At 65.3% G+C, this 16,796-nt stretch carries 17 protein-coding genes; 7 read left to right on the top strand and 10 right to left on the bottom strand.

The window, feature by feature from the left end; genetic code table 11:
- Nucleotides 1–10: 10 nt before the first annotated feature.
- Nucleotides 11–979 carry a tripartite tricarboxylate transporter substrate binding protein gene (locus tag AC1DKD_RS05290; RefSeq protein WP_441630543.1) on the bottom strand — a complete coding sequence of 323 codons (969 nt, stop codon included), beginning with the start codon at nucleotides 977–979 and terminating at the stop codon, nucleotides 11–13.
- Between the two features lie 127 nt (nucleotides 980–1,106).
- Nucleotides 1,107–2,183, bottom strand: coding sequence for a tartrate dehydrogenase (locus AC1DKD_RS05285; RefSeq protein ID WP_441630541.1), 1,077 nt, complete (start codon nucleotides 2,181–2,183; stop codon nucleotides 1,107–1,109).
- A 146-nt stretch (nucleotides 2,184–2,329) separates the two neighbouring features.
- Between AC1DKD_RS05285 and AC1DKD_RS05280 the strand changes: the two genes are divergently transcribed.
- On the top strand, nucleotides 2,330–3,253 hold the full coding sequence (locus tag AC1DKD_RS05280; protein ID WP_441630539.1) for a LysR substrate-binding domain-containing protein: 924 nt from the start codon (nucleotides 2,330–2,332) through the stop codon (nucleotides 3,251–3,253).
- 155 nt (nucleotides 3,254–3,408) lie between these two features.
- On the opposite strand, the gene AC1DKD_RS05275 is transcribed toward AC1DKD_RS05280, so the two are convergent.
- From AC1DKD_RS05275 to AC1DKD_RS05260, 4 genes are all read right to left on the bottom strand, one after another.
- Nucleotides 3,409–4,332: an NADP-dependent oxidoreductase gene (locus tag AC1DKD_RS05275; RefSeq protein ID WP_441630570.1), complete on the bottom strand. Its 924-nt coding sequence runs from the start codon at nucleotides 4,330–4,332 to the stop codon at nucleotides 3,409–3,411.
- Nucleotides 4,332–4,760, bottom strand: coding sequence for a nuclear transport factor 2 family protein (locus AC1DKD_RS05270; protein WP_441630537.1), 429 nt, complete (start codon nucleotides 4,758–4,760; stop codon nucleotides 4,332–4,334). The genes AC1DKD_RS05275 and AC1DKD_RS05270 overlap by 1 nt, the downstream gene beginning before the upstream one ends.
- 91 nt (nucleotides 4,761–4,851) lie before the next feature.
- The gene (locus tag AC1DKD_RS05265; RefSeq protein ID WP_441630535.1) at nucleotides 4,852–5,292 is read right to left on the bottom strand and encodes a DoxX family protein; all 441 of its coding nucleotides are present in this window, start codon (nucleotides 5,290–5,292) and stop codon (nucleotides 4,852–4,854) included.
- A gap of 85 nt (nucleotides 5,293–5,377) precedes the next feature.
- Complete coding sequence (locus AC1DKD_RS05260; RefSeq protein WP_441630533.1) at nucleotides 5,378–6,271, bottom strand: pirin family protein; 894 nt, start codon at nucleotides 6,269–6,271, stop codon at nucleotides 5,378–5,380.
- A 99-nt stretch (nucleotides 6,272–6,370) separates the two neighbouring features.
- On the opposite strand from AC1DKD_RS05260, the gene AC1DKD_RS05255 reads away from it, so the two are divergent.
- Nucleotides 6,371–7,288 (top strand): LysR family transcriptional regulator, encoded by a 918-nt coding sequence (locus AC1DKD_RS05255; RefSeq protein WP_441630531.1) that lies wholly within the window; start codon nucleotides 6,371–6,373, stop codon nucleotides 7,286–7,288.
- A gap of 155 nt (nucleotides 7,289–7,443) precedes the next feature.
- Here the strand turns inward: AC1DKD_RS05255 and AC1DKD_RS05250 are convergent, their stop codons facing one another.
- The gene (locus AC1DKD_RS05250) at nucleotides 7,444–8,466 is read right to left on the bottom strand and encodes a class I fructose-bisphosphate aldolase (protein ID WP_477143050.1); all 1,023 of its coding nucleotides are present in this window, start codon (nucleotides 8,464–8,466) and stop codon (nucleotides 7,444–7,446) included.
- A 304-nt stretch (nucleotides 8,467–8,770) separates the two neighbouring features.
- Here AC1DKD_RS05250 and AC1DKD_RS05245 point away from each other — a divergent pair, with 304 nt between their 5' ends.
- Nucleotides 8,771–9,376, top strand: coding sequence for a J domain-containing protein (locus AC1DKD_RS05245; protein WP_441630527.1), 606 nt, complete (start codon nucleotides 8,771–8,773; stop codon nucleotides 9,374–9,376).
- A 42-nt stretch (nucleotides 9,377–9,418) separates the two neighbouring features.
- Here the strand turns inward: AC1DKD_RS05245 and AC1DKD_RS05240 are convergent, their stop codons facing one another.
- Complete coding sequence (locus AC1DKD_RS05240) at nucleotides 9,419–9,577, bottom strand: hypothetical protein (RefSeq protein WP_441630525.1); 159 nt, start codon at nucleotides 9,575–9,577, stop codon at nucleotides 9,419–9,421.
- A gap of 227 nt (nucleotides 9,578–9,804) precedes the next feature.
- On the opposite strand from AC1DKD_RS05240, the gene AC1DKD_RS05235 reads away from it, so the two are divergent.
- The 4 genes from AC1DKD_RS05235 (at nucleotide 9,805) to AC1DKD_RS05220 (ending at nucleotide 15,232) form a co-directional block, all read left to right on the top strand.
- Entirely contained in the window at nucleotides 9,805–9,954 is a 150-nt protein-coding gene (locus AC1DKD_RS05235; protein WP_441630523.1) for a helix-turn-helix domain-containing protein, read from the top strand.
- Between the two features lie 214 nt (nucleotides 9,955–10,168).
- Complete coding sequence (locus tag AC1DKD_RS05230; protein ID WP_477111858.1) at nucleotides 10,169–13,429, top strand: ATP-binding protein; 3,261 nt, start codon at nucleotides 10,169–10,171, stop codon at nucleotides 13,427–13,429.
- A gap of 121 nt (nucleotides 13,430–13,550) precedes the next feature.
- Nucleotides 13,551–14,936: an FAD-binding oxidoreductase gene (locus tag AC1DKD_RS05225; protein WP_441630519.1), complete on the top strand. Its 1,386-nt coding sequence runs from the start codon at nucleotides 13,551–13,553 to the stop codon at nucleotides 14,934–14,936.
- Between the two features lie 104 nt (nucleotides 14,937–15,040).
- On the top strand, nucleotides 15,041–15,232 hold the full coding sequence (locus tag AC1DKD_RS05220) for a hypothetical protein (RefSeq protein WP_441630518.1): 192 nt from the start codon (nucleotides 15,041–15,043) through the stop codon (nucleotides 15,230–15,232).
- An 81-nt stretch (nucleotides 15,233–15,313) separates the two neighbouring features.
- On the opposite strand, the gene AC1DKD_RS05215 is transcribed toward AC1DKD_RS05220, so the two are convergent.
- Both AC1DKD_RS05215 and AC1DKD_RS05210 read right to left on the bottom strand, forming a co-directional pair.
- Complete coding sequence (locus AC1DKD_RS05215; protein WP_441630516.1) at nucleotides 15,314–16,078, bottom strand: fumarylacetoacetate hydrolase family protein; 765 nt, start codon at nucleotides 16,076–16,078, stop codon at nucleotides 15,314–15,316.
- Between the two features lie 2 nt (nucleotides 16,079–16,080).
- The gene (locus AC1DKD_RS05210) at nucleotides 16,081–16,788 is read right to left on the bottom strand and encodes an aspartate/glutamate racemase family protein (RefSeq protein WP_441630514.1); all 708 of its coding nucleotides are present in this window, start codon (nucleotides 16,786–16,788) and stop codon (nucleotides 16,081–16,083) included.
- Nucleotides 16,789–16,796 lie beyond the last annotated feature (8 nt).

Here is a 16,796-nt window from a genome sequence, read left to right as displayed (position 1 = left end):
TGCCTCCCGGTCAGTCCATGCTTACGCGCGCCTCTTTGACGAGCTTGCCGAAGCGGGTGACTTCTTCCTTGATCTGGGCCGTCATCTGAGCCGGGGTGTTGCCGACCGGTTCTGCGCCGATGGCCGCAAACTGCTTCTTCACATCGGGGAGTGCCAGGGCCCTGGTGATTTCCGTGCTTAGCCGGTTCACGATCTCAGGCGGCGTTCCCGTAGGGGCAAGGATGCCGAACCAGGAGGCGATATCGAAGCCTGGCAAGCCCGACTCGGCAAGGGTAGGCACATCCGGCAGCGCGGAAGAGCGCCTGGCCGTGGCGACCGCCAGCGGCTTCAGCTTGCCCGCCTTGATGTAAGGCAGCGCGGACGACGCGGTGTCAAACATCATCGAGACCTGTCCGCCCATCAGGTCGGTGATAGCCGGGGCGCTCCCCTTGTAGGGAACGTGGACGATGTTGGTGCCGGTCTGTGCCTTGAATTGCTCGCCGATCAGGTGATGGGCCGTGCCGTTGCCATTGGACGCGTAGGTCAGCTTTCCCGGGTTGGCCCTGGCGTAGGCAACCAGCTCCTGCACGTTCCTGGCCGGGAAGCTCGGGCTGACAACGAGCACGTTCGGCACGATGGCAACGACGGAGACCGGTGTCAGGTCCTTTTGGAAGTCGTAGGAGAGCTTTTTGTAGACGTTCGGCGCGATGGTGTGATGAACCGCGCCCATGAGCAGCGTGTAGCCATCTGGCGCAGACTTCGCGGCGGCGTCCGCGCCAATGGTTGCGCCAGCGCCCGGCCGGTTTTCGATAATGACGGGCTGGCCCAGCGCCTGCGTGAGCTTTTGTCCCACCGTACGGGCAAGGACATCGGTGGTGCCCCCCGGGGGAAACGGGACGATAAGGCGAATGGGCTTGGCGGGATATACCTGGGCGAAAGCGGTGCCGGCGCCGAGAGCGAGGGCGAACGCAGCCACCGCAGTCCGGATAACGGATTGCATGCCTGTCTCCTGATGGAATTCTTTGTTGGCCGGCCCATTCAGGGCCGGCACGGTGCGGGGCACCTGTGCCGGTGCTAACCCGCCAGCGGTTTGCTGCGGCGCGGCAAGCCGCGCTGCTTTTCCAGCTTCAGGCCGCCTTCTTGACCTGATCGGCCAACACCTTGCAGATGGCTTCGGTGACAGATGCGGTGGTCGCATTGCCGCCCAGATCCGGGGTGAAGACGCCGTTGGCGGTGATCTGCTCGATGGCTGCCATCAGGCGGTCCGCCGCGGGCTTCTCGCCCAGATGCTCGAGCATCATGGCCGCGGTCCAGAAGGTGGCGATGGGATTCGCCACGCCCTTGCCCGTGATATCGAAGGCAGAACCGTGGATCGGTTCGAACATCGACGGAAACACGCGTTCCGGGTTCAGGTTGGCGGTCGGCGCGATGCCGAGGCTGCCGGACAGCGCTGCCGCCAGGTCGGACAGGATGTCGGCGTGCAGGTTGGTCGCGACCACCACGTCCAGCGTATGGGGCTTCAACACCATGCGCGTGGTCACGGCATCGACCAGTTCGCGGTCAACCTTGACGTCCGGATAGTCCTTGGCGACTTCATAGAAGATCTCGTCCCACATCACCATGCCGAAGCGTTGCGCGTTCGACTTGGTCACCAGGGTGAGGTGTTTGCGGGGGCGCTTCCGCGCGATCTCGAATGCGAAGCGGTGGATCCGTTCGACCCCGGCGCGCGTGAAGACTGCTGTTTCAGTGCCGGTCTCGATGGGCAGGCCACGGTGAGTACGACCGCCATTGCCGGCATACTCGCCTTCCGAGTTTTCGCGGATGATGACCCAGTCGATGTCCTTGCCATTCGCCAGCGGGCTCTTCACCCCTGGCAGGACGCGCGCCGGACGCACATTGGCGTATTGGTCGAAGCCCTGGGCGATAGGCAGACGCAGGCCCCACAGCGACACGTGATCGGGTACGTTCAGGGCGCCCACTGCGCCAAAGAAGATGGCGTCGAACTGCTTCAGGCGCTCCAGCCCGCCTTCGGGGATGTAGTAGCCTTTCTCCAGATAGTAGTCGGAGCTCCAGGGAAAATGCTCGACGCTCAGCCTGAAGCCGCCGTCTTGTCCCGCCAGGGTCTCCAGCACTTGCAAACCGGCAGAGATGACTTCCGGGCCGATGCCATCGCCAGGGATGGCTGCAATCTTGTATTCACGCATAGCGTTGCTCCTCGCATTGTTTTCCACACACCGAAGGCCGCTTTCAACCGCCAGGCTTGCCGGCGCCTTCTGTGACCTAACTATCGTTGAAAACTGAGGGAGTAAGATAAACTTAATTTCAAACTAATATTAACTTGAGGTTGAAGATGGGACAGCCTTCCGAACTTGCCTTCTTCGCTGGCCTGGCCAAGGCGGGCAGCCTGTCAGCGGCAGCGCGTGAACAAGACGTCACCCCCGCCGCCATCAGCAAACGGCTGGCTCAAATGGAAAAGCGGCTTGGCGTGCGGTTGCTGAACCGGACGACGCGGCGCATCGGCCTGACTGCCGAGGGAGAGGTCTACCTCGAGCACGCCCGGCGCCTGCTTGCTGAGATCGAGGATCTCGACCAACTGATCTCCAGCAGCCATGTGGCGCCGCGTGGGACGTTGCGCGTCAATGCCCCGCTGGGATTCGGGCGAACCTACATCGCGCCCGCGATATCCGATTTCGCGAAACGGTATCCACAAATGGAGGTGCAGCTCCACCTGACGGACAGGCCGATGAACCTGGGCGATGAGGGATTCGACATAGGAATCCGGTTCGGCGAGATTCCTGACACACGCCTTATAGCGCGGAAGATTGCCGACAACCGGCGCCTGGTCTGCGCCGCGCCCTCCTATCTAAATGCACACGGCACGCCGATCACGCCACATGATCTGACCCAGCATCAATGCATCGTGCTGCGCCAGAACGACTCCGCCTATGGCATCTGGCGCTTCGTCAAAGGCAAGAAGACGGAAACGGTAAAGGTGCGCGGCGCCCTGAGCAGCAATGATGGCGAAGTGACGCTGACGTGGGGCCTGGCCGGGCAAGGGATCTTGCAGCGCGCGGAGTGGGACCTTGCCAAGTACCTCCGAAGCGGCCGCCTGGTCTTGCTGCTCGAAGACTATGCCTTGCCACCAGCCGACATCTTTGCCGTCTTCCCTGAGCGGTTGAACATGTCGGCCAAGGTCCGGGCGTTCCTCGACTTCCTGGTTGCGCACTTTGAAGGGAAACTGCTCAGGGCGCGCGGGGGAACCTCGTCTTGGTAGACGGACGTTGCGATGCATCGGGCGCCACGGCTTCCGTACTGATGGCGCGCAAAGGGGACCGCACGTAGAGTCGGACCGGCGGCCCCGCCCCTTCACCGGCCGTTCGGCGGGCAGAAGATGGACGGCATCGCCTCGCGCGCGTGCCAGCCGGCGCCTTATGCCGTTTGGATAATCACCTTGCCGCGCACATGCCTGGCCATGCTCTTCGCCATTGCCTCTCCGGCTCGATCCAGTGGATAAGTGGACTCAATTTCGACGCGCAGTCTGCCTGATTCGTAAAGCATGGCCAGCGCGGAGAGCTGGGCACCATCAGGGCGCGTCGCAAAGTGCTTTCCGTCGGCGCCGACTTCATGGGCGCGCCTGGCATCCGGCGGGCTGACGCTGGATACCAGCGTGCCACCGCGCTTGAGCACTGACCAGGAACGCACTTGCGTGTCGCTGCCGACCAGGTCGAGTACAAGATCGACATCCGAAACCTTGGCGGCAAAATCGTCCTCGGTGTAGTCGATCACGTCCGTCGCCCCCAGGCCTTGGAGGTAGCTCCGGTTGGCGGCCGAAGCGGTGCCGATCACTTGTGCGCCGGCCAGGTTCGCCAACTGCACGGCCACGCTACCGACACCGCCAGCTGCGGCATGGATCAGGACTTTCTGTCCCGCCTGAAGCTTGCCGTGGTCGTGCAGCGCTTGCCAGGCAGTCAAAGCCGCCGCGGGAATGCCAGCGGCCTCCAGGAACCCGAGGCCCTTCGGCTTGCGGGCAAGGCGCCCCGCATCCACCACGGCACGCGTTGCATAGCCGCCGACGATGCCGATGAAGCCCAGCACTTCGTCTCCCGGCACCAGTGTGGTGACATTGCGTCCAACCGCAATGACAGTCCCCGCGGCATCCACCCCGGGCGTGAAGGGAAAGGTTAGCGGAATGAAGGCTTGCATGGCCCCACTGACGATCTTCCAGTCAATCGGGTTGACCGAGGTGGCGGCGACATCAATCAGCACCTCGCCATCACCGGGGCGAGGATCATCGAGTTCCTGCAGCGACAGGGAATCGGGGCCGCCGTAGGCGGCTACACGAATGGCTTTCATCAAAGGCTCCTTGCGGTAATGCCGACGATCGGGGTATCAAGTGCCAGCGCGGCCTGCACCGGGTCGAAGTATTCGCGCAGATGCGCGATCCTGCCGTCGCGGGCCGTCAAGAACACGACGTACTCCTGCCGGTAGATGCGGCCGGTCGACTGGATCAGCCCTTCGGCGTGCACCCGCGCAACGGCTTGACGAGGGTCTGCCGCGGGTAGGATCTCGGCGTCGAAGAAGCGGAAATTCGATACCGCACCGATGAACCAGGAGACATGGCGGATCACCGCGTCCCGGCCGCTCAATTTCGACGGATGCCCGATGCCCGGCGCGTAGGGCAGTTCCCATACGATGTCCGCGGCAATCAGTTCCTGCCATTGCTGGTGGTCATCAACCAGCCACTGGAGGTGTTGCTGCAACAACTCTGCTGCGACGCTCATGATATTTCCTTGCGTGTCGGGCGCGGTGGTAGCGGAGATTCTTGCCGCGAACCTGCAACTACGTGCTCCCGGATTGTTGGGTACGTGGCATTCAATGCGCCGCGACGGCGCGCGTGCCGGTCGTGCTGCGGCGACCGTCGATGCTAAGCGCGCCGGCGCCATGGGCCACCACCTGCAGCAGACCGCCGGCCATCGCCAGGTTCTTCAGGAAGTGGAACATCTGGTTCTGATCGCCGAGCGCGTGATGGAAGATCAGCGCCGTGACCACGGCGTAGGCGGCAAGCAGCGCAGCAGTCAATCGCGTGCGATAGCCGGCAATCAACAGCACGCTGCCCGCCAGTTCCAGCACCAGCGCACCGAGATAGCCCAGCAGCGGCACAGGCAGGCCGAGCGAGCCGATGTAAGCGATGGTCGCGCCGGGCGCCATCAGCTTGCCAAGGCCGCTGACGAGAAAGATGGTGGCGATGAGGGTACGGCCGATCAGGGGAAGGGCCAGGTGCGAAGTTGCGGTCGTCGAGTTCATGGTTTGCATCCTTGGGTGAAGAAATGGAAAGTACGTAATGAAGAATGGAACGTGGAGATAAAGCGGTAAATGCCTTGCCTGGGAGTCACTCGCATCACCGCAGACGACCATCGGCGCGCAACTGCGTCCCGATCCTGGCGATCTCGGCTTCGCCCCTGCGGAGCGCGTCGTTCGATGTATGGACTGAGTAGTAGCCAAGTGCCAGGTCGTGCGGATGGGGGACCGCCGACGCGACGATGAAATCCGCATCTGTTTTGGCGGTGAAATCGAGCGCGTCCTCGGATTGTGAGAAGACCGCGAGTTCGTCCTGCAGCAACTCGCCACCCGTCGCGAGCGTGCCACGGTTGACGTGTGCCCAGGCCACGGTGTGGCTTGCGGGCGGCTGATAGCGCCAGCTTTGGCCCGCCGCCAGGCACACGTGCAGCAGTGCCACGCCGGACGGCGCGGCAACCGGGCTGTCTTTTCCAGCCAGTGAGCCCAGTACCAGGCGCACCGGTCCTGATTGCGGTATCGAGGATGCCGGAAGGTATTGGCTGTGCGGCGTGCCGTTCTCCAGGCTGCGCGGCAGGGCGATCCACAGTTGATAGCCCTGGAAGCGGCTCCCCTTCGCGGGACTGGCTGCGTGCCAGATGCCGTTGCCCGCCCGCATCCATTCGACGCTGCCCGCCGCCAACACGCCGGCCGCGCCGGTCGTATCTTCGTAGTGCAGTTCGCCCTCGAGCAGCACGGTGAGGGTAGCGATGCCCGAGTGCGGGTGCATGGGGAACAACGCGTCGCCTGAGGGTGCGAAATCGAAGTAGTCGAGAAAGACGAAGGGCTTGATCAGCTTGCCAACGTCGCCGGGACTGACGATCCGTGAAACGGGACCATGCCGGCGGCCACCAGTACGCAGCACGATGGCACGATGGCTCGCCGCATCCGGCTGCGCGGCGTGGTGCTGGGTCTGGCCCGCGTCTCCGGCGTGACGGGTCTGCGTTGCGTACTCCATGAAAATCTCCTTCGGCGATGACATGACCGAAGGTTAGGTGCTTGACATATATATTGGTAGCCTATATTTCTAGATGAAATCCATCTAAGGAATAGATACATGCTTGATGGCGTATCCCTGGACCAGCTACGCACCTTCATCGCGGCCGCCGACGAGGGCAGCTTCTCCGCGGCGGGGCGGAAGCTGCGGCGCGCGCAGTCGGTGGTGAGCCAGACGCTCGCCAACCTGGAGGGACAAATCGATGTCCAGTTGTTCGATCGCAGCGGCCGCTACCCGCGCCTGACCGAGCAGGGCGCCGCGCTTCTGGCGCAGGCGCGGCTGGTGGTGAGCGGCATGGACGGCTTCAAATCCAAGGCGCGCGCGATTGCCGAAGGACTTGAACCCGAGCTGTCTGTGGTGGTGGATGTCATGTACCCGATGGCGTCACTGACGGTGACAGTGGGCGAGTTCCGCGATGCTTTTCCACACACCCCGCTGCGCTTGTATGTAGAGGCGCTTGGCGCGGTCATGCGCCCGGTAATCGAGCGCGTTTGCCGGCTTGGCATCAGCGGATCGATGCCCGCGGTTCCCGAGACGCTGGATGCGGAAAAGCTGCTCGACGTGCCAATGGTCACCGTGGCCGCGCCATCGCATCCTCTGGCATCGCGCAAGGGGGCTATCCGGGTACGCGAACTGGAGGGCCACGTGCAATTGGTCCTGACCGACCGCACCACGCTGACCGAGGGGGAGACCTTCGGCGTCTTCTCGCCGCTGACCTGGCGCCTGGCCGATCTGGGCGCGAAGCATGCCTTCTTGCGCGCCGGCTTCGGCTGGGGGCACATGCCAGCGGCAATGGTGCAGGGGGATATCGATGCGGGCGACCTGGTGGCGTTGCGGCTGGAAAGCTTCCAGCCGCGTACCCCGCCGATCGCCATGTTCGCGGTCTACCGCAAGGACACGCCGCCCGGCCCCGCCGGCCGCTGGTTCCTTAACCGGCTGAAGCAGACTTCGCAGCGACCTTTCCTGCGCCGATACTGAGCGCGCTTACCGCAGGCTGGAAGCGCAAGCATGTGATGCTCGCGGCGACGTCACTCGGTCTACAAGGCGCCCGCGGAACCCGAGCAGCGCGGGCGCCTGATGCAGGCAGCGCGCAAGCGTTTGAGCGCCCGGTCCAGACCGCGCCTGCCGAAAGCTCAGCCCGCAGCGGTCTCCAGCGCCGCTTCATATTGCCCCAGGCAGGCCATGCCATTCAGCCGGGAGCGCTGCAGCAGCGCCCGTTGCGCTTGCGCCGCGTTAGCGGCCTCGCCGCGCCAGGCCAGCAGGGGCGGCTCCTGCAAGGCGCGTCCGTAGGAAAAGGCCAGCCGCCAGGGCAGCGGGCCGAGCCGGTTCATGGCATCGAGATTGGCGGTGGCCTCAGTAGGCGTTTGGCCGCCGGACAGGAAGAAGATGCCCGGCACCGCCGCCGGCACCGTGCGCTTGAGCACCTGCAGGGTCTGCATGGCAACCTCGGCCGGCGTCGCGTGGCCGGCCTCCTTGCCGGGGAGCACCATGCTGGGTTTCAGCAGCATGTGTTCGAGCACCACCGCATGCCGGTGCAAAGCGTGAAAGACTTCGTGCAGCACGGTCTCGGTGACCTCGGCGCAACGCGCCATGGAGTGCGCGCCATCCATCAGCACCTCGGGCTCGACGATGGGCACCACGCCCGTCTCCTGGCAGATCGCGGCATAGCGTGCCAGCGCCTCCGCATTGGCCTGGATGGCAAGCCGGCCGGGCAGTTTGTCGGACACGTTGTACACCGCGCGCCACTTGGCAAAGCGCGCGCCCTGCTGGCGATAGCCGGCAAGCCGCTTGGCCAGCCCGTCGAGGCCCTCGGTGATCTCGTCGCCGGGAGCGTGGGCTAGCGCGAGCTTGCCCTTGTCCACCTTGATGCCGGGCACGATGCCATGGCGCGCCGCCAGCTCCGGCAGCGGCGTGCCATCGTCGGCGCGCTGGCCCAGTGTTTCCTCGTACAGGATCACGCCGCTGATGAATTCACCAAGACCTGGTGTCGACAGAAGCAGGTCGCGCCACGCCCGGCGGCTCTCCTCGCTCGATGCCACACCGATGCGCTCGAACCGCTTGGYGATCGTTGGCCCGCTCTCGTCGGCGGCCAGCAGGCCTTTGCCCGCTTGAACCAGGGCGTCCACGGTGGCTTGCAGCTCACTTCGAGTGTCCATGATGTGGCTCCGTGAAGGTGACATGGAAACAAGCATTTACTCATTAGCGCAATCGCGCAAGCGAGCCGGGGCGCGCAGCCAGTGCTCATGGTGGCCGGCCGAACACTTCGCGCAGCTTGCCCTTGGCCTGCCCGAGCGAGGCGGCGATCTCCCCGGGGCTGCCGTAGGCGTGCGCCGTGCCGAATGGCGTCGATATGCGTAGAAGTGCGCTACCAATAACGACATCACGTCGACACGGCGGGTGACGCTGCTGGCGCGCCACCCCGTGCTAGGATAAAAGCCCCCCAGCAGCCGCCCCAGGCCCATGACCACCCTCTACGCGACCCTCGGCGTGCAATCGGACGCTACCCTGGACGAGATCAAGCGCGCCTACCGCCGCGCCGCGATGAAGTGGCACCCCGACCGCAACCTTGGCCGCGAGGCGCAGGCGCACGAGGCATTCCAGGAGATCCGGGATGCCTACACCATTCTTTCCGATGCCGGGCAGCGCCAGATCTACGACGAGGTATTCGAGCGGGAGATGCGGCGCTGCCAGGCCGAGCGCGAGGCGCAGGAAGCGCAGGAGCGCGAGGCGCAAGGCGAAGCCCAGCGCGTCGCGCAGGAACACTACGAAAAGATGGTCGCCATCGCGATGCGCTTTGCCGACGACGGCCACAACCGCGACGTCATCTTCGGCGTGCTGCTCGGCCGGGACTGCGACGCGGAACTGGCGGCACGCATCGCGGACAGCACATGGGCCTTGCAGGAGTCGCGGCGGGCAACCGTGCCGGCCGCGGACGCGCCTGACACCGAGGCCGCCCCGCCGCCCGCCGGTGCGGCGGCGTCAAACCCCGACGAGGTGACGCGGCCCGGGCGTCACCCCGGCGCCTTCGATTCGTTCTGGCACGGCTTGTTCGGCCTCCGCTCATAGGAGCGGAGCGGGCTGCGCCAACGGCATCAGGACGATGCCGCCCTACCACGCCGATCCGCGCGATCGGAGCGCCGCCGTATCGTATCGGCTCGCGGCCATCATTTCGTCTTCGCACAGCGCGTCCTGGAGCACATAGTCGAAACGCACATGCGTGAACGGGCCCGTTACGCCAAGCGACGCAAACGCCGTCGAGCTTTCCAAGGGACCTCCTGCCGCCAGCACGCGGCGATTGCGTGACATCTCGACGAAAGCGTCGAGGCGGATCCCATGATGCAGCGCACATACCGCGTGGAGACTATGGCGTTTAACGCACGTGTCAAGCCGCGAACCCGTCGGGCGGTTTCGCTTTCGTCCCGGCAAGCTTCTGCGGCGAGCGTAGTTCGCACTACACTGAAGAACGCAGAACTGCCATCCGGATGCTCCGAACAATGCGCAAGCTCGAAGGCGTGGTCGGCTTCGTCGCCGTAGTGGAGGCTGGCGCGATCAGCGAGGCCGCGCGCCGCCTCCATCTGTCCGAATCCGTCGTCAGCGAGCGCTTGGCCGATCTGGAAAAAATTCCTTGGGAGCAACCCTGCTGAGACGCACGACACGACGGCTGGCGCCTACCCGGCATGGCGCATCGCCTCCGGCTCCGGAGTCCATTGACATCGCCCACGCTGAAGTCCGATGCGTGCCTGCGCGATTACGCATGTTTGTCGAGTGCGTCCGCACCGCCATCGGCAGTCCAGCGTACCAGGACGTGGGCCGGCCTCCACGACGCCGCCGAAGTCGCCTAGATCTCCGGTGACCAGCATGGCGCCTGAAGCTCGCTACTCTGTCCGACTGTTCGGCGAGTTCCATCTCGACGGCGCCGACGCGCCGATGCCTGACGCGAATTCTCCCCGCTTGCAGGCGCTGCTTGCCTATCTGATTTTGCATCGAGACGTGCCGCAGTCGCGCCAGCAACTCGCCTTCCTGTTCTGGCCCGATTCCACGCAAGCGCAGGCACGCAACGCATTGCGTCAGCTCCTGTTTCATCTACGCAAGTCATGGCCGCACGCAGCCAGTTTCGTCCACGCCGACGCGCAAATGGTGCGATGGTTGCCCGATTCCGCGTTCGATCTCGATGTCGCGCAGTTTCAGTCGGCCCTGGCCACCGCGGCGCGGGCCGCAAGCAACAACGACGCGGCCACCGAGGAAGAGCGCCTGACGCATGCAGCGGAGCTGTATCGGGGCGACCTGCTAGCCAGTTGTTACGATGAATGGATCGCCCCGCAGCGCGATCAGTTACGCGAAGCGTGCATCGCGGCGCTCGTGCGGCTCAGCCTGTTGAGCGAGGACAGGCGCGACTACGCAAAGGCGTTGAAACACTCGCAGCAGTTGCAGCGGCTCGACCCATTACGCGAGCCCACCTATATGGCGCTGATGCGCCTGCATGCCCTGAATCACGATCATGCATCCGCGCTGCGCGCCTATCGCAACTGCGTTGAAACGTTCACGCGCGAGCTGGGCATCGTGCCCAGTGAAGCCTTGCGCGAGGCCTATGCGCGCCTTGCTGCCCAGGCTGCGCCAACACAGCGTCGACGCCCACGGGACCCCATGCTGTCAATGATCGGACGCCACGACGAATGGCGGCGGCTTCTCGAAGTGTGGCAGCGTAGTCAGCTTGGCGACAAGCAGTTCGCCCTGATCTCGGGCGAAGCAGGCATCGGCAAGTCGCGCCTGGCGGAGGAATTGCTCGTGCACCTTTCCGGGCAAGGCTTCACCACGACGCACTCGCGCGCGTACGCGGCCGAGGGGCGGGTCGCGTTTGCGCCGGTCACCGGCTGGCTGCGCAGCCCCGCCTTGCACGAAGCGATGAGCGGACTCGACAGACTGTGGCTGACCGAAGTCGCGCGCCTGTTGCCAGAGCTGCTGACGCAACAACCCGGCCTGCCTCCGCCCTCCCCACTCACCGAATACTGGCAGCGCCAGCGGTTCTTCGAAGCGCTGGCGCGCGCCGTGCTGGCGACAGACGGGCCGCTGCTGCTGTTGCTCGACGATCTGCAATGGTGCGACGCGGAGACGCTTGAATGGCTACGTTTCCTGATGCGCTTCGACGTGAGCGCGAAGCTCCTCGTGGTCGCCACGGCGCGGCATGAAGACCTCACGCCCTTGCACGCCGTGAGCCAGCTGCTTGACGCCTTGCGGCGCGACGACCAGCTCACGGAGATGTTGCTGGGCGCGCTGGATGCCGCCGAAACTGCGAAGATCGCGGCGCAGATCATCAATCGGCCGCTGGCCGATGCGGAGGCAACCCGGCTATTCGAGGAAAGCGAAGGCAATCCCCTGTTCACGGTCGAGATGATGCGCGCCCGGTCCGGCACCGCGACGGCCGGCGGCACRCCGCACGGCACGGTCCCGAAGTTGCCACCCAAGGTGTACACGGTGATCTCGAACCGTCTTGCGCAACTGTCGCCTGCCGCGCGCGATATCGTCGGCGTCGCGGCGATCATCGGGCGAGCATTCACCGCCGATGTGCTGGCCCAGGCGAGCGACGTGCGCGAGGACGCCCTCACGAATGCGCTGGATGAACTCTGGCAACGAGGCATCGTGCGCCAGCCGGACAGCGGGGGCATTGCCTTTGACTTCAGCCACGACAAGATCCGGGACGTGGCGTACGCCGAGGTCAGTCCGCTGCAACGCCGCCGCCTGCATCAACGCGTGGCACGCGCACTTGAACAGGCGCCGGACGATGATCTCGACGCTGCCAGCGCGCAGATTGCCGCGCACTACGAACAGGCGGGCCTGCCAACCGATTCAGCCGCGTTCTATCGGCGCGCGGCCGGCGTTGCGCAGAGTGTGTACGCCTATGACGATGCCATCGCCCTGCTGCGGCGCGGGCTGGCGCAAGCCGATCAGATCGTCGATCCGCAAGAGCGCGCTCAGCAGTCGCTGGCATTGCAACTCGACCTTGCGCCGCCGATTCGCATTTCCCGTGGGTGGGCGGCACCGGAGCTCGACACGCCACTGCGGCGCGCCGTGGAGCTCAGCAGACAGGCGGGCGACTTCGGTCAGCAGGCGCGCGCCCAGGTCAGCCTTGCCTTCTTTCTCGTCGTCAGTGCGGAGCTTGCCCAGGCACGGAGCCTGAGCGAGGAACTCATCGCGGGATTGGGCACTTCCGGGTCGGGTACCTACGCGTCGATGGCATGGACCAACATCATGGGGAGCCTGGTCCAGCAGGGTGACTGGGTGGCGGCGGAGCCAGCGTATCAACGCGCGATCGGCGCTTATGACGAAACCCAGCACGCCGAGCATGTGTCGTTGATGGGCGGAAACTTCGGCGTGCTGGCCTCGGCGTGGTCGGCCCATGCATTCTGGTTCACCGGGCTTGCCGATCAGGCCCTCCGGCGTGGACGCGAAGCGCTGGAGGTGGCAAACCGGCTGGCACACCCGTTCTCCCAGGCGCTGGCGCTGTCTTATCTTGCAACGCAGCATGCCCTGCGCCGGCAGCACGGTCTCACGCTTCACTACGCCCGACAGGCACGTTCGATCGCCGATCAGTACCACGTCGGCTACTACCTTGCCTGGGCTGACGTGCTGCTCGCCTGGGCCAATGCAAAGCAGTCGCCCGGCGCCGACGCCGTGGCGGCAATGCGGGCGGCGATCGAGGGCTTTCATGGCACCGGCGCGCGCCTGCGGCTGCCGCTGTATCTCGGCATGCTGGCGGAATGCCTGGGTGACGTGGGCGAGACCGAGGCCGCGCTTGCGGCGCTGGATCAGGCGCTCCATCATGCGGAGCACACTGGCGAGCACTGGCTGGACGCGGAGCTCTATCGCCTGCGCGGCGAGCTTCTGCTGCAACGCAGCGCCAACCTGGCCGAAGCCGAATCGTCGCTGATCAAGGCGATCGAGATCGCCGCCGCTCAACGGGCTCGCCCTCTCGAGCTACGCGCCGCGCTGTCGCTGGCGGCATTGCGCGAGCCACGGGAGGGTATCGGCGCGCGCCGAGTGGTCGAGCCGCCGCTCGCCCGATTCGCCGAGGGCTTCGACCAGCCCGACATCGTCCGGGCGCGCGCGTTACTGGCGCGTTAGTGATGGTTTGGCCGCTCCGGGCCAGCCGCGTCGGAGATTGGCGCATATAACGGTGCGCCTAACGCCTTTCAAACGCCGAGGTTGATAAAACTCCTGCATACCTACCGGACAGGAGGCAACCATGGAAGGTGCTCTGAGTGAAACCGTCGTCACGGCGCTGAAGCCGCATTTTCGGGGGCAATTGATTCAGCCTGGCGATGCGGCCTATGACCAGGCACGCGCGGTGTACAACGGCATGATTGACAAGCGCCCGGCACTGATCGCGCGCTGCACGGATGTCGCGGACGTCATTGCGGGGGTGAACGCCGCGCGAGACAGCGGAATGCTGCTGGCCGTACGTGGCGGTGCGCACAATGGCGCGGGGCTCGGCACATGCGATGGCGGACTGGTGGTCGACCTGTCGCCGATGAAAGGCGTGTTTGTCGATCCGAAGCGCAGCACCATTCGGGTTGGTGGCGGCTGCACCTGGGGCGATGTGGACCACGCCGCCAGCGCTTATGGACTGGCGACGCCGAGCGGCTTCATCTCGACCACGGGCGTGGGTGGGCTGACGCTTGGCGGGGGCATTGGCTACCTTAGCCGCGCCTACGGCCTGACGATCGATAACCTGCTTAGCGCCGAGGTCGTTCTGGCCGACGGGCGACTGGTCAATGCCAGCAGCGACGAGAACGCGGACCTGTTCTGGGCGCTGCGCGGCGGTGGCGGCAACTTCGGCGTGGTCACCTCATTCGAGTTCAAGGCCCATCCCGTCGGCACGGTCTACGGCGGCCCGATGCTGTGGCCGATGGACCAGGCGCGCGAGTTGATGAAGTGGTGGCGCGATTTCATCCTGACTGCGCCGCAGGACATCAATGGCTGGTTCGGCTTTGTGACGGTGCCGCCCGGGCCGCCGTTCCCCGAGTCTGTCCACCTGCAGAAGATGTGCGCCGTGGTGTGGTGCTACACGGGTCCACTCGATCAGGCCGAGGCGCGGTTCAAGCCGATTCGCGACGCCATGCCGCCAGCGGTGGACTTTGCCGGCTCCATTCCTTGGCCGGTCTTGCAGAGCCTGTTCGACGCGCTGTATCCGCCTGGCCTTCAGTGGTACTGGAAAGCCGACTTCGTGAGCGACCTGAGCGACAAGGCCATCGATCTGCACATCAAGTATGGGCATCAGTTGCCGTCCATGCACTCGACCATGCACCTGTATCCCATCAACGGCGCGGCGCATCGCGCGGGCCCGAATGACACCGCGTTCAGCTACCGCGATGCGAGCTTCGCCAGCGTGATTGTCGGCGTCGATCCCGACCCGGCCAACAACGACCGCATCGTGCAGTGGGCCAAGGACTACTGGCTGGCGCTGCATCCGCACTCGGCCGGCGGCGGCTACATCAACATGATGATGGACGAAGGCAACGACAACGTGAAGGCTGCCTATCGCGACAACTATGCGCGACTGGCGGAGATCAAGCGCAAGTACGACCCTGCAAACCTGTTCCGCGTGAACCAGAACATCAGGCCCGCCTGAGCGTGGACCGAAGGTTGCGACTGCTGAAATCATCGTGGGACTCGCCGCCCCGATTCCCGGCGACTCCCACTCCCCTTGCCTGCCGGAATCGCGAGGAGAAGTTCATGAGCAAGCTGGTTTGGGCCGGGCTCGCAGCCCTGGTGCTTTTCACTGCCTGCACTGACGCCGGGAGGAGCGTGGACTGTGCCGGCGGCATATCGATGGGTGGGTTGGGTGCAATGGAAGCGCTCGGTGAAGTGGCTGGCGCAGCTTTCCCGATGAACGGTGGGCAGTTTCCGCTCTATCTGTTGCGATAAGCCTGGCCCTGCGGGAGACCGAAAAAGAAGGCGTGCCGACCACCGGTTACGCCTCGATGAATCCCGATTGTCCCGCCATCCTCAGAACTGGATCGAGGCGCGGCCAATGCCTTCGAATTCCGCTGTCACAAGGTCGCCAGCCGACGCCGCCAGAATTCCGACCCAGGTGCCCGTGGTGACGACGGTGCCGGCTTCCACGCTTCGGCCCGCGCGCGTGGCGTGGCGCAGCCAGGCCACCAGTCCGTAGGCCGGATCGCCCAGGGCATGGGTGCCACGGCGTTCGATCGATTCCATGCCAATCTGCACCCGGCAACGCTGTGCCGCCCAGTCTCGCGCTTCATAGTCACGCCACTCGCCAAGCACAAGCGCCCCGTGGGCCTGCAGGTCAGCCAGCTTCAGTAGCGCAGGTGCGGCGACGTACTGCTGCCAGCGCGAGTCGACGACCTCAATCGAGACCGCCATCGCGTCGATCAGCGCGGCCGCGCCCGGACCATCGAGGGCGGCCGCCTGCGCGGCGTCCACCCCGCGCCCGAGCCGCAGCGCGATCTCGGCCTCAATGCCGCGCCACGTGAAGGGCCAGTCCCCGGCATGCGCGGGGCTGGTCCACACCCCGGCGGACGGAAGTTCGGCGTGTGTCAGTTGCGCCTCGCGTGAAGGCCCGCCGGATTTCCAGTACCCGGCGCCTGTCTTTTGCCAGCCAAGCGAGCGAGCCACGACCGACTGCACGGCGTAGGCCTGCTCCGGATTGTCAAGCGCCGTGGCGAAGCGCTCCGCGTCGGCGCAACGGTGCTCGCGCCGTGCGCAAAGCAGGGCCTGCGCGACCGTATCGATGTTGGTTGATGTCATGCTTAGGGCAATTCCTTGAATGAAGGATTTGAATGACTCCGCGACTCGCTCGCGGCAAGCGCGCGCAGCAGGCTGCGGCACGCTGCTGGCACCGGACCGATCACGGGAATGGAAAAACGCGCGCTCAAGGCCTGGGCCGCCTGGCCCAACGGGCCACCTCCTATCACCACCGCTTGTGCTCCGTCAGCTTCCACGCAGGCCCGGACCGCTTCTGCCAGTGCGGCTTCCAGCGCCGCCGGGTCAAGGCCAAGCATGCGAGGATCGCCGCGGGTGAAACGCACACCCGTGAAGCTGGCATCGAGTCCGTAGCGCCGTACATTGGCTTCAATCGAGGACGCCAGGAACGGCGTCGTCGTGGCGATACCGAATCGACGCCCATGCTGCGCCGCTTCTCGCATGGCGGCTTCGCCGATCCCCACCACCGGCACGGCTAGCCTGCGCCGAAGCGCGTCCGCGCCGGGATCGCCGAATGCGGCGACGATGACAGCGCGCACGCCTGCGCGATCCGGACCGGCGCCGGGCAGATCCATGGCGCCGACCGCGTCCGCGGCGGCGCGCAGATCTGCCTCGTCGACGATCATCGGCACACCGCGCGCCATCGTCAGGCCGCGGATCTCCAGGTCGCCGGCAAGTGTGGCACGCGCGATGTCAACCATCATCTGCGTGGTCGACTGCGACGTATTCGGATTGATCAGCAGGATGTGGTTCATCGCGATGC

The sequence above is a fragment of the Cupriavidus sp. 05T313 genome, from assembly GCF_056396665.1.
The sequence above is the reverse complement of the archived record's forward strand: the minus strand, read 5'-3'. Positions and strand labels throughout refer to the sequence as shown.

What these genes read in the sequence shown, in the direction of transcription:
- AC1DKD_RS05290 (WP_441630543.1), bottom strand. Translation starts at nt 979, where the DNA reads ATGCAATCCGTTATCCGGACTGCGGTGGCTGCGTTCGCCCTCGCTCTC.
- AC1DKD_RS05285 (WP_441630541.1), bottom strand. Translation starts at nt 2,183, where the DNA reads ATGCGTGAATACAAGATTGCAGCCATCCCTGGCGATGGCATCGGCCCG.
- AC1DKD_RS05280 (WP_441630539.1), top strand. Translation starts at nt 2,330, where the DNA reads ATGGGACAGCCTTCCGAACTTGCCTTCTTCGCTGGCCTGGCCAAGGCG.
- AC1DKD_RS05275 (WP_441630570.1), bottom strand. Translation starts at nt 4,332, where the DNA reads ATGAAAGCCATTCGTGTAGCCGCCTACGGCGGCCCCGATTCCCTGTCG.
- AC1DKD_RS05270 (WP_441630537.1), bottom strand. Translation starts at nt 4,760, where the DNA reads ATGAGCGTCGCAGCAGAGTTGTTGCAGCAACACCTCCAGTGGCTGGTT.
- AC1DKD_RS05265 (WP_441630535.1), bottom strand. Translation starts at nt 5,292, where the DNA reads ATGCAAACCATGAACTCGACGACCGCAACTTCGCACCTGGCCCTTCCC.
- AC1DKD_RS05260 (WP_441630533.1), bottom strand. Translation starts at nt 6,271, where the DNA reads ATGGAGTACGCAACGCAGACCCGTCACGCCGGAGACGCGGGCCAGACC.
- AC1DKD_RS05255 (WP_441630531.1), top strand. Translation starts at nt 6,371, where the DNA reads ATGCTTGATGGCGTATCCCTGGACCAGCTACGCACCTTCATCGCGGCC.
- AC1DKD_RS05245 (WP_441630527.1), top strand. Translation starts at nt 8,771, where the DNA reads ATGACCACCCTCTACGCGACCCTCGGCGTGCAATCGGACGCTACCCTG.
- AC1DKD_RS05235 (WP_441630523.1), top strand. Translation starts at nt 9,805, where the DNA reads ATGCGCAAGCTCGAAGGCGTGGTCGGCTTCGTCGCCGTAGTGGAGGCT.
- AC1DKD_RS05225 (WP_441630519.1), top strand. Translation starts at nt 13,551, where the DNA reads ATGGAAGGTGCTCTGAGTGAAACCGTCGTCACGGCGCTGAAGCCGCAT.
- AC1DKD_RS05220 (WP_441630518.1), top strand. Translation starts at nt 15,041, where the DNA reads ATGAGCAAGCTGGTTTGGGCCGGGCTCGCAGCCCTGGTGCTTTTCACT.
- AC1DKD_RS05215 (WP_441630516.1), bottom strand. Translation starts at nt 16,078, where the DNA reads ATGACATCAACCAACATCGATACGGTCGCGCAGGCCCTGCTTTGCGCA.
- AC1DKD_RS05210 (WP_441630514.1), bottom strand. Translation starts at nt 16,788, where the DNA reads ATGAACCACATCCTGCTGATCAATCCGAATACGTCGCAGTCGACCACG.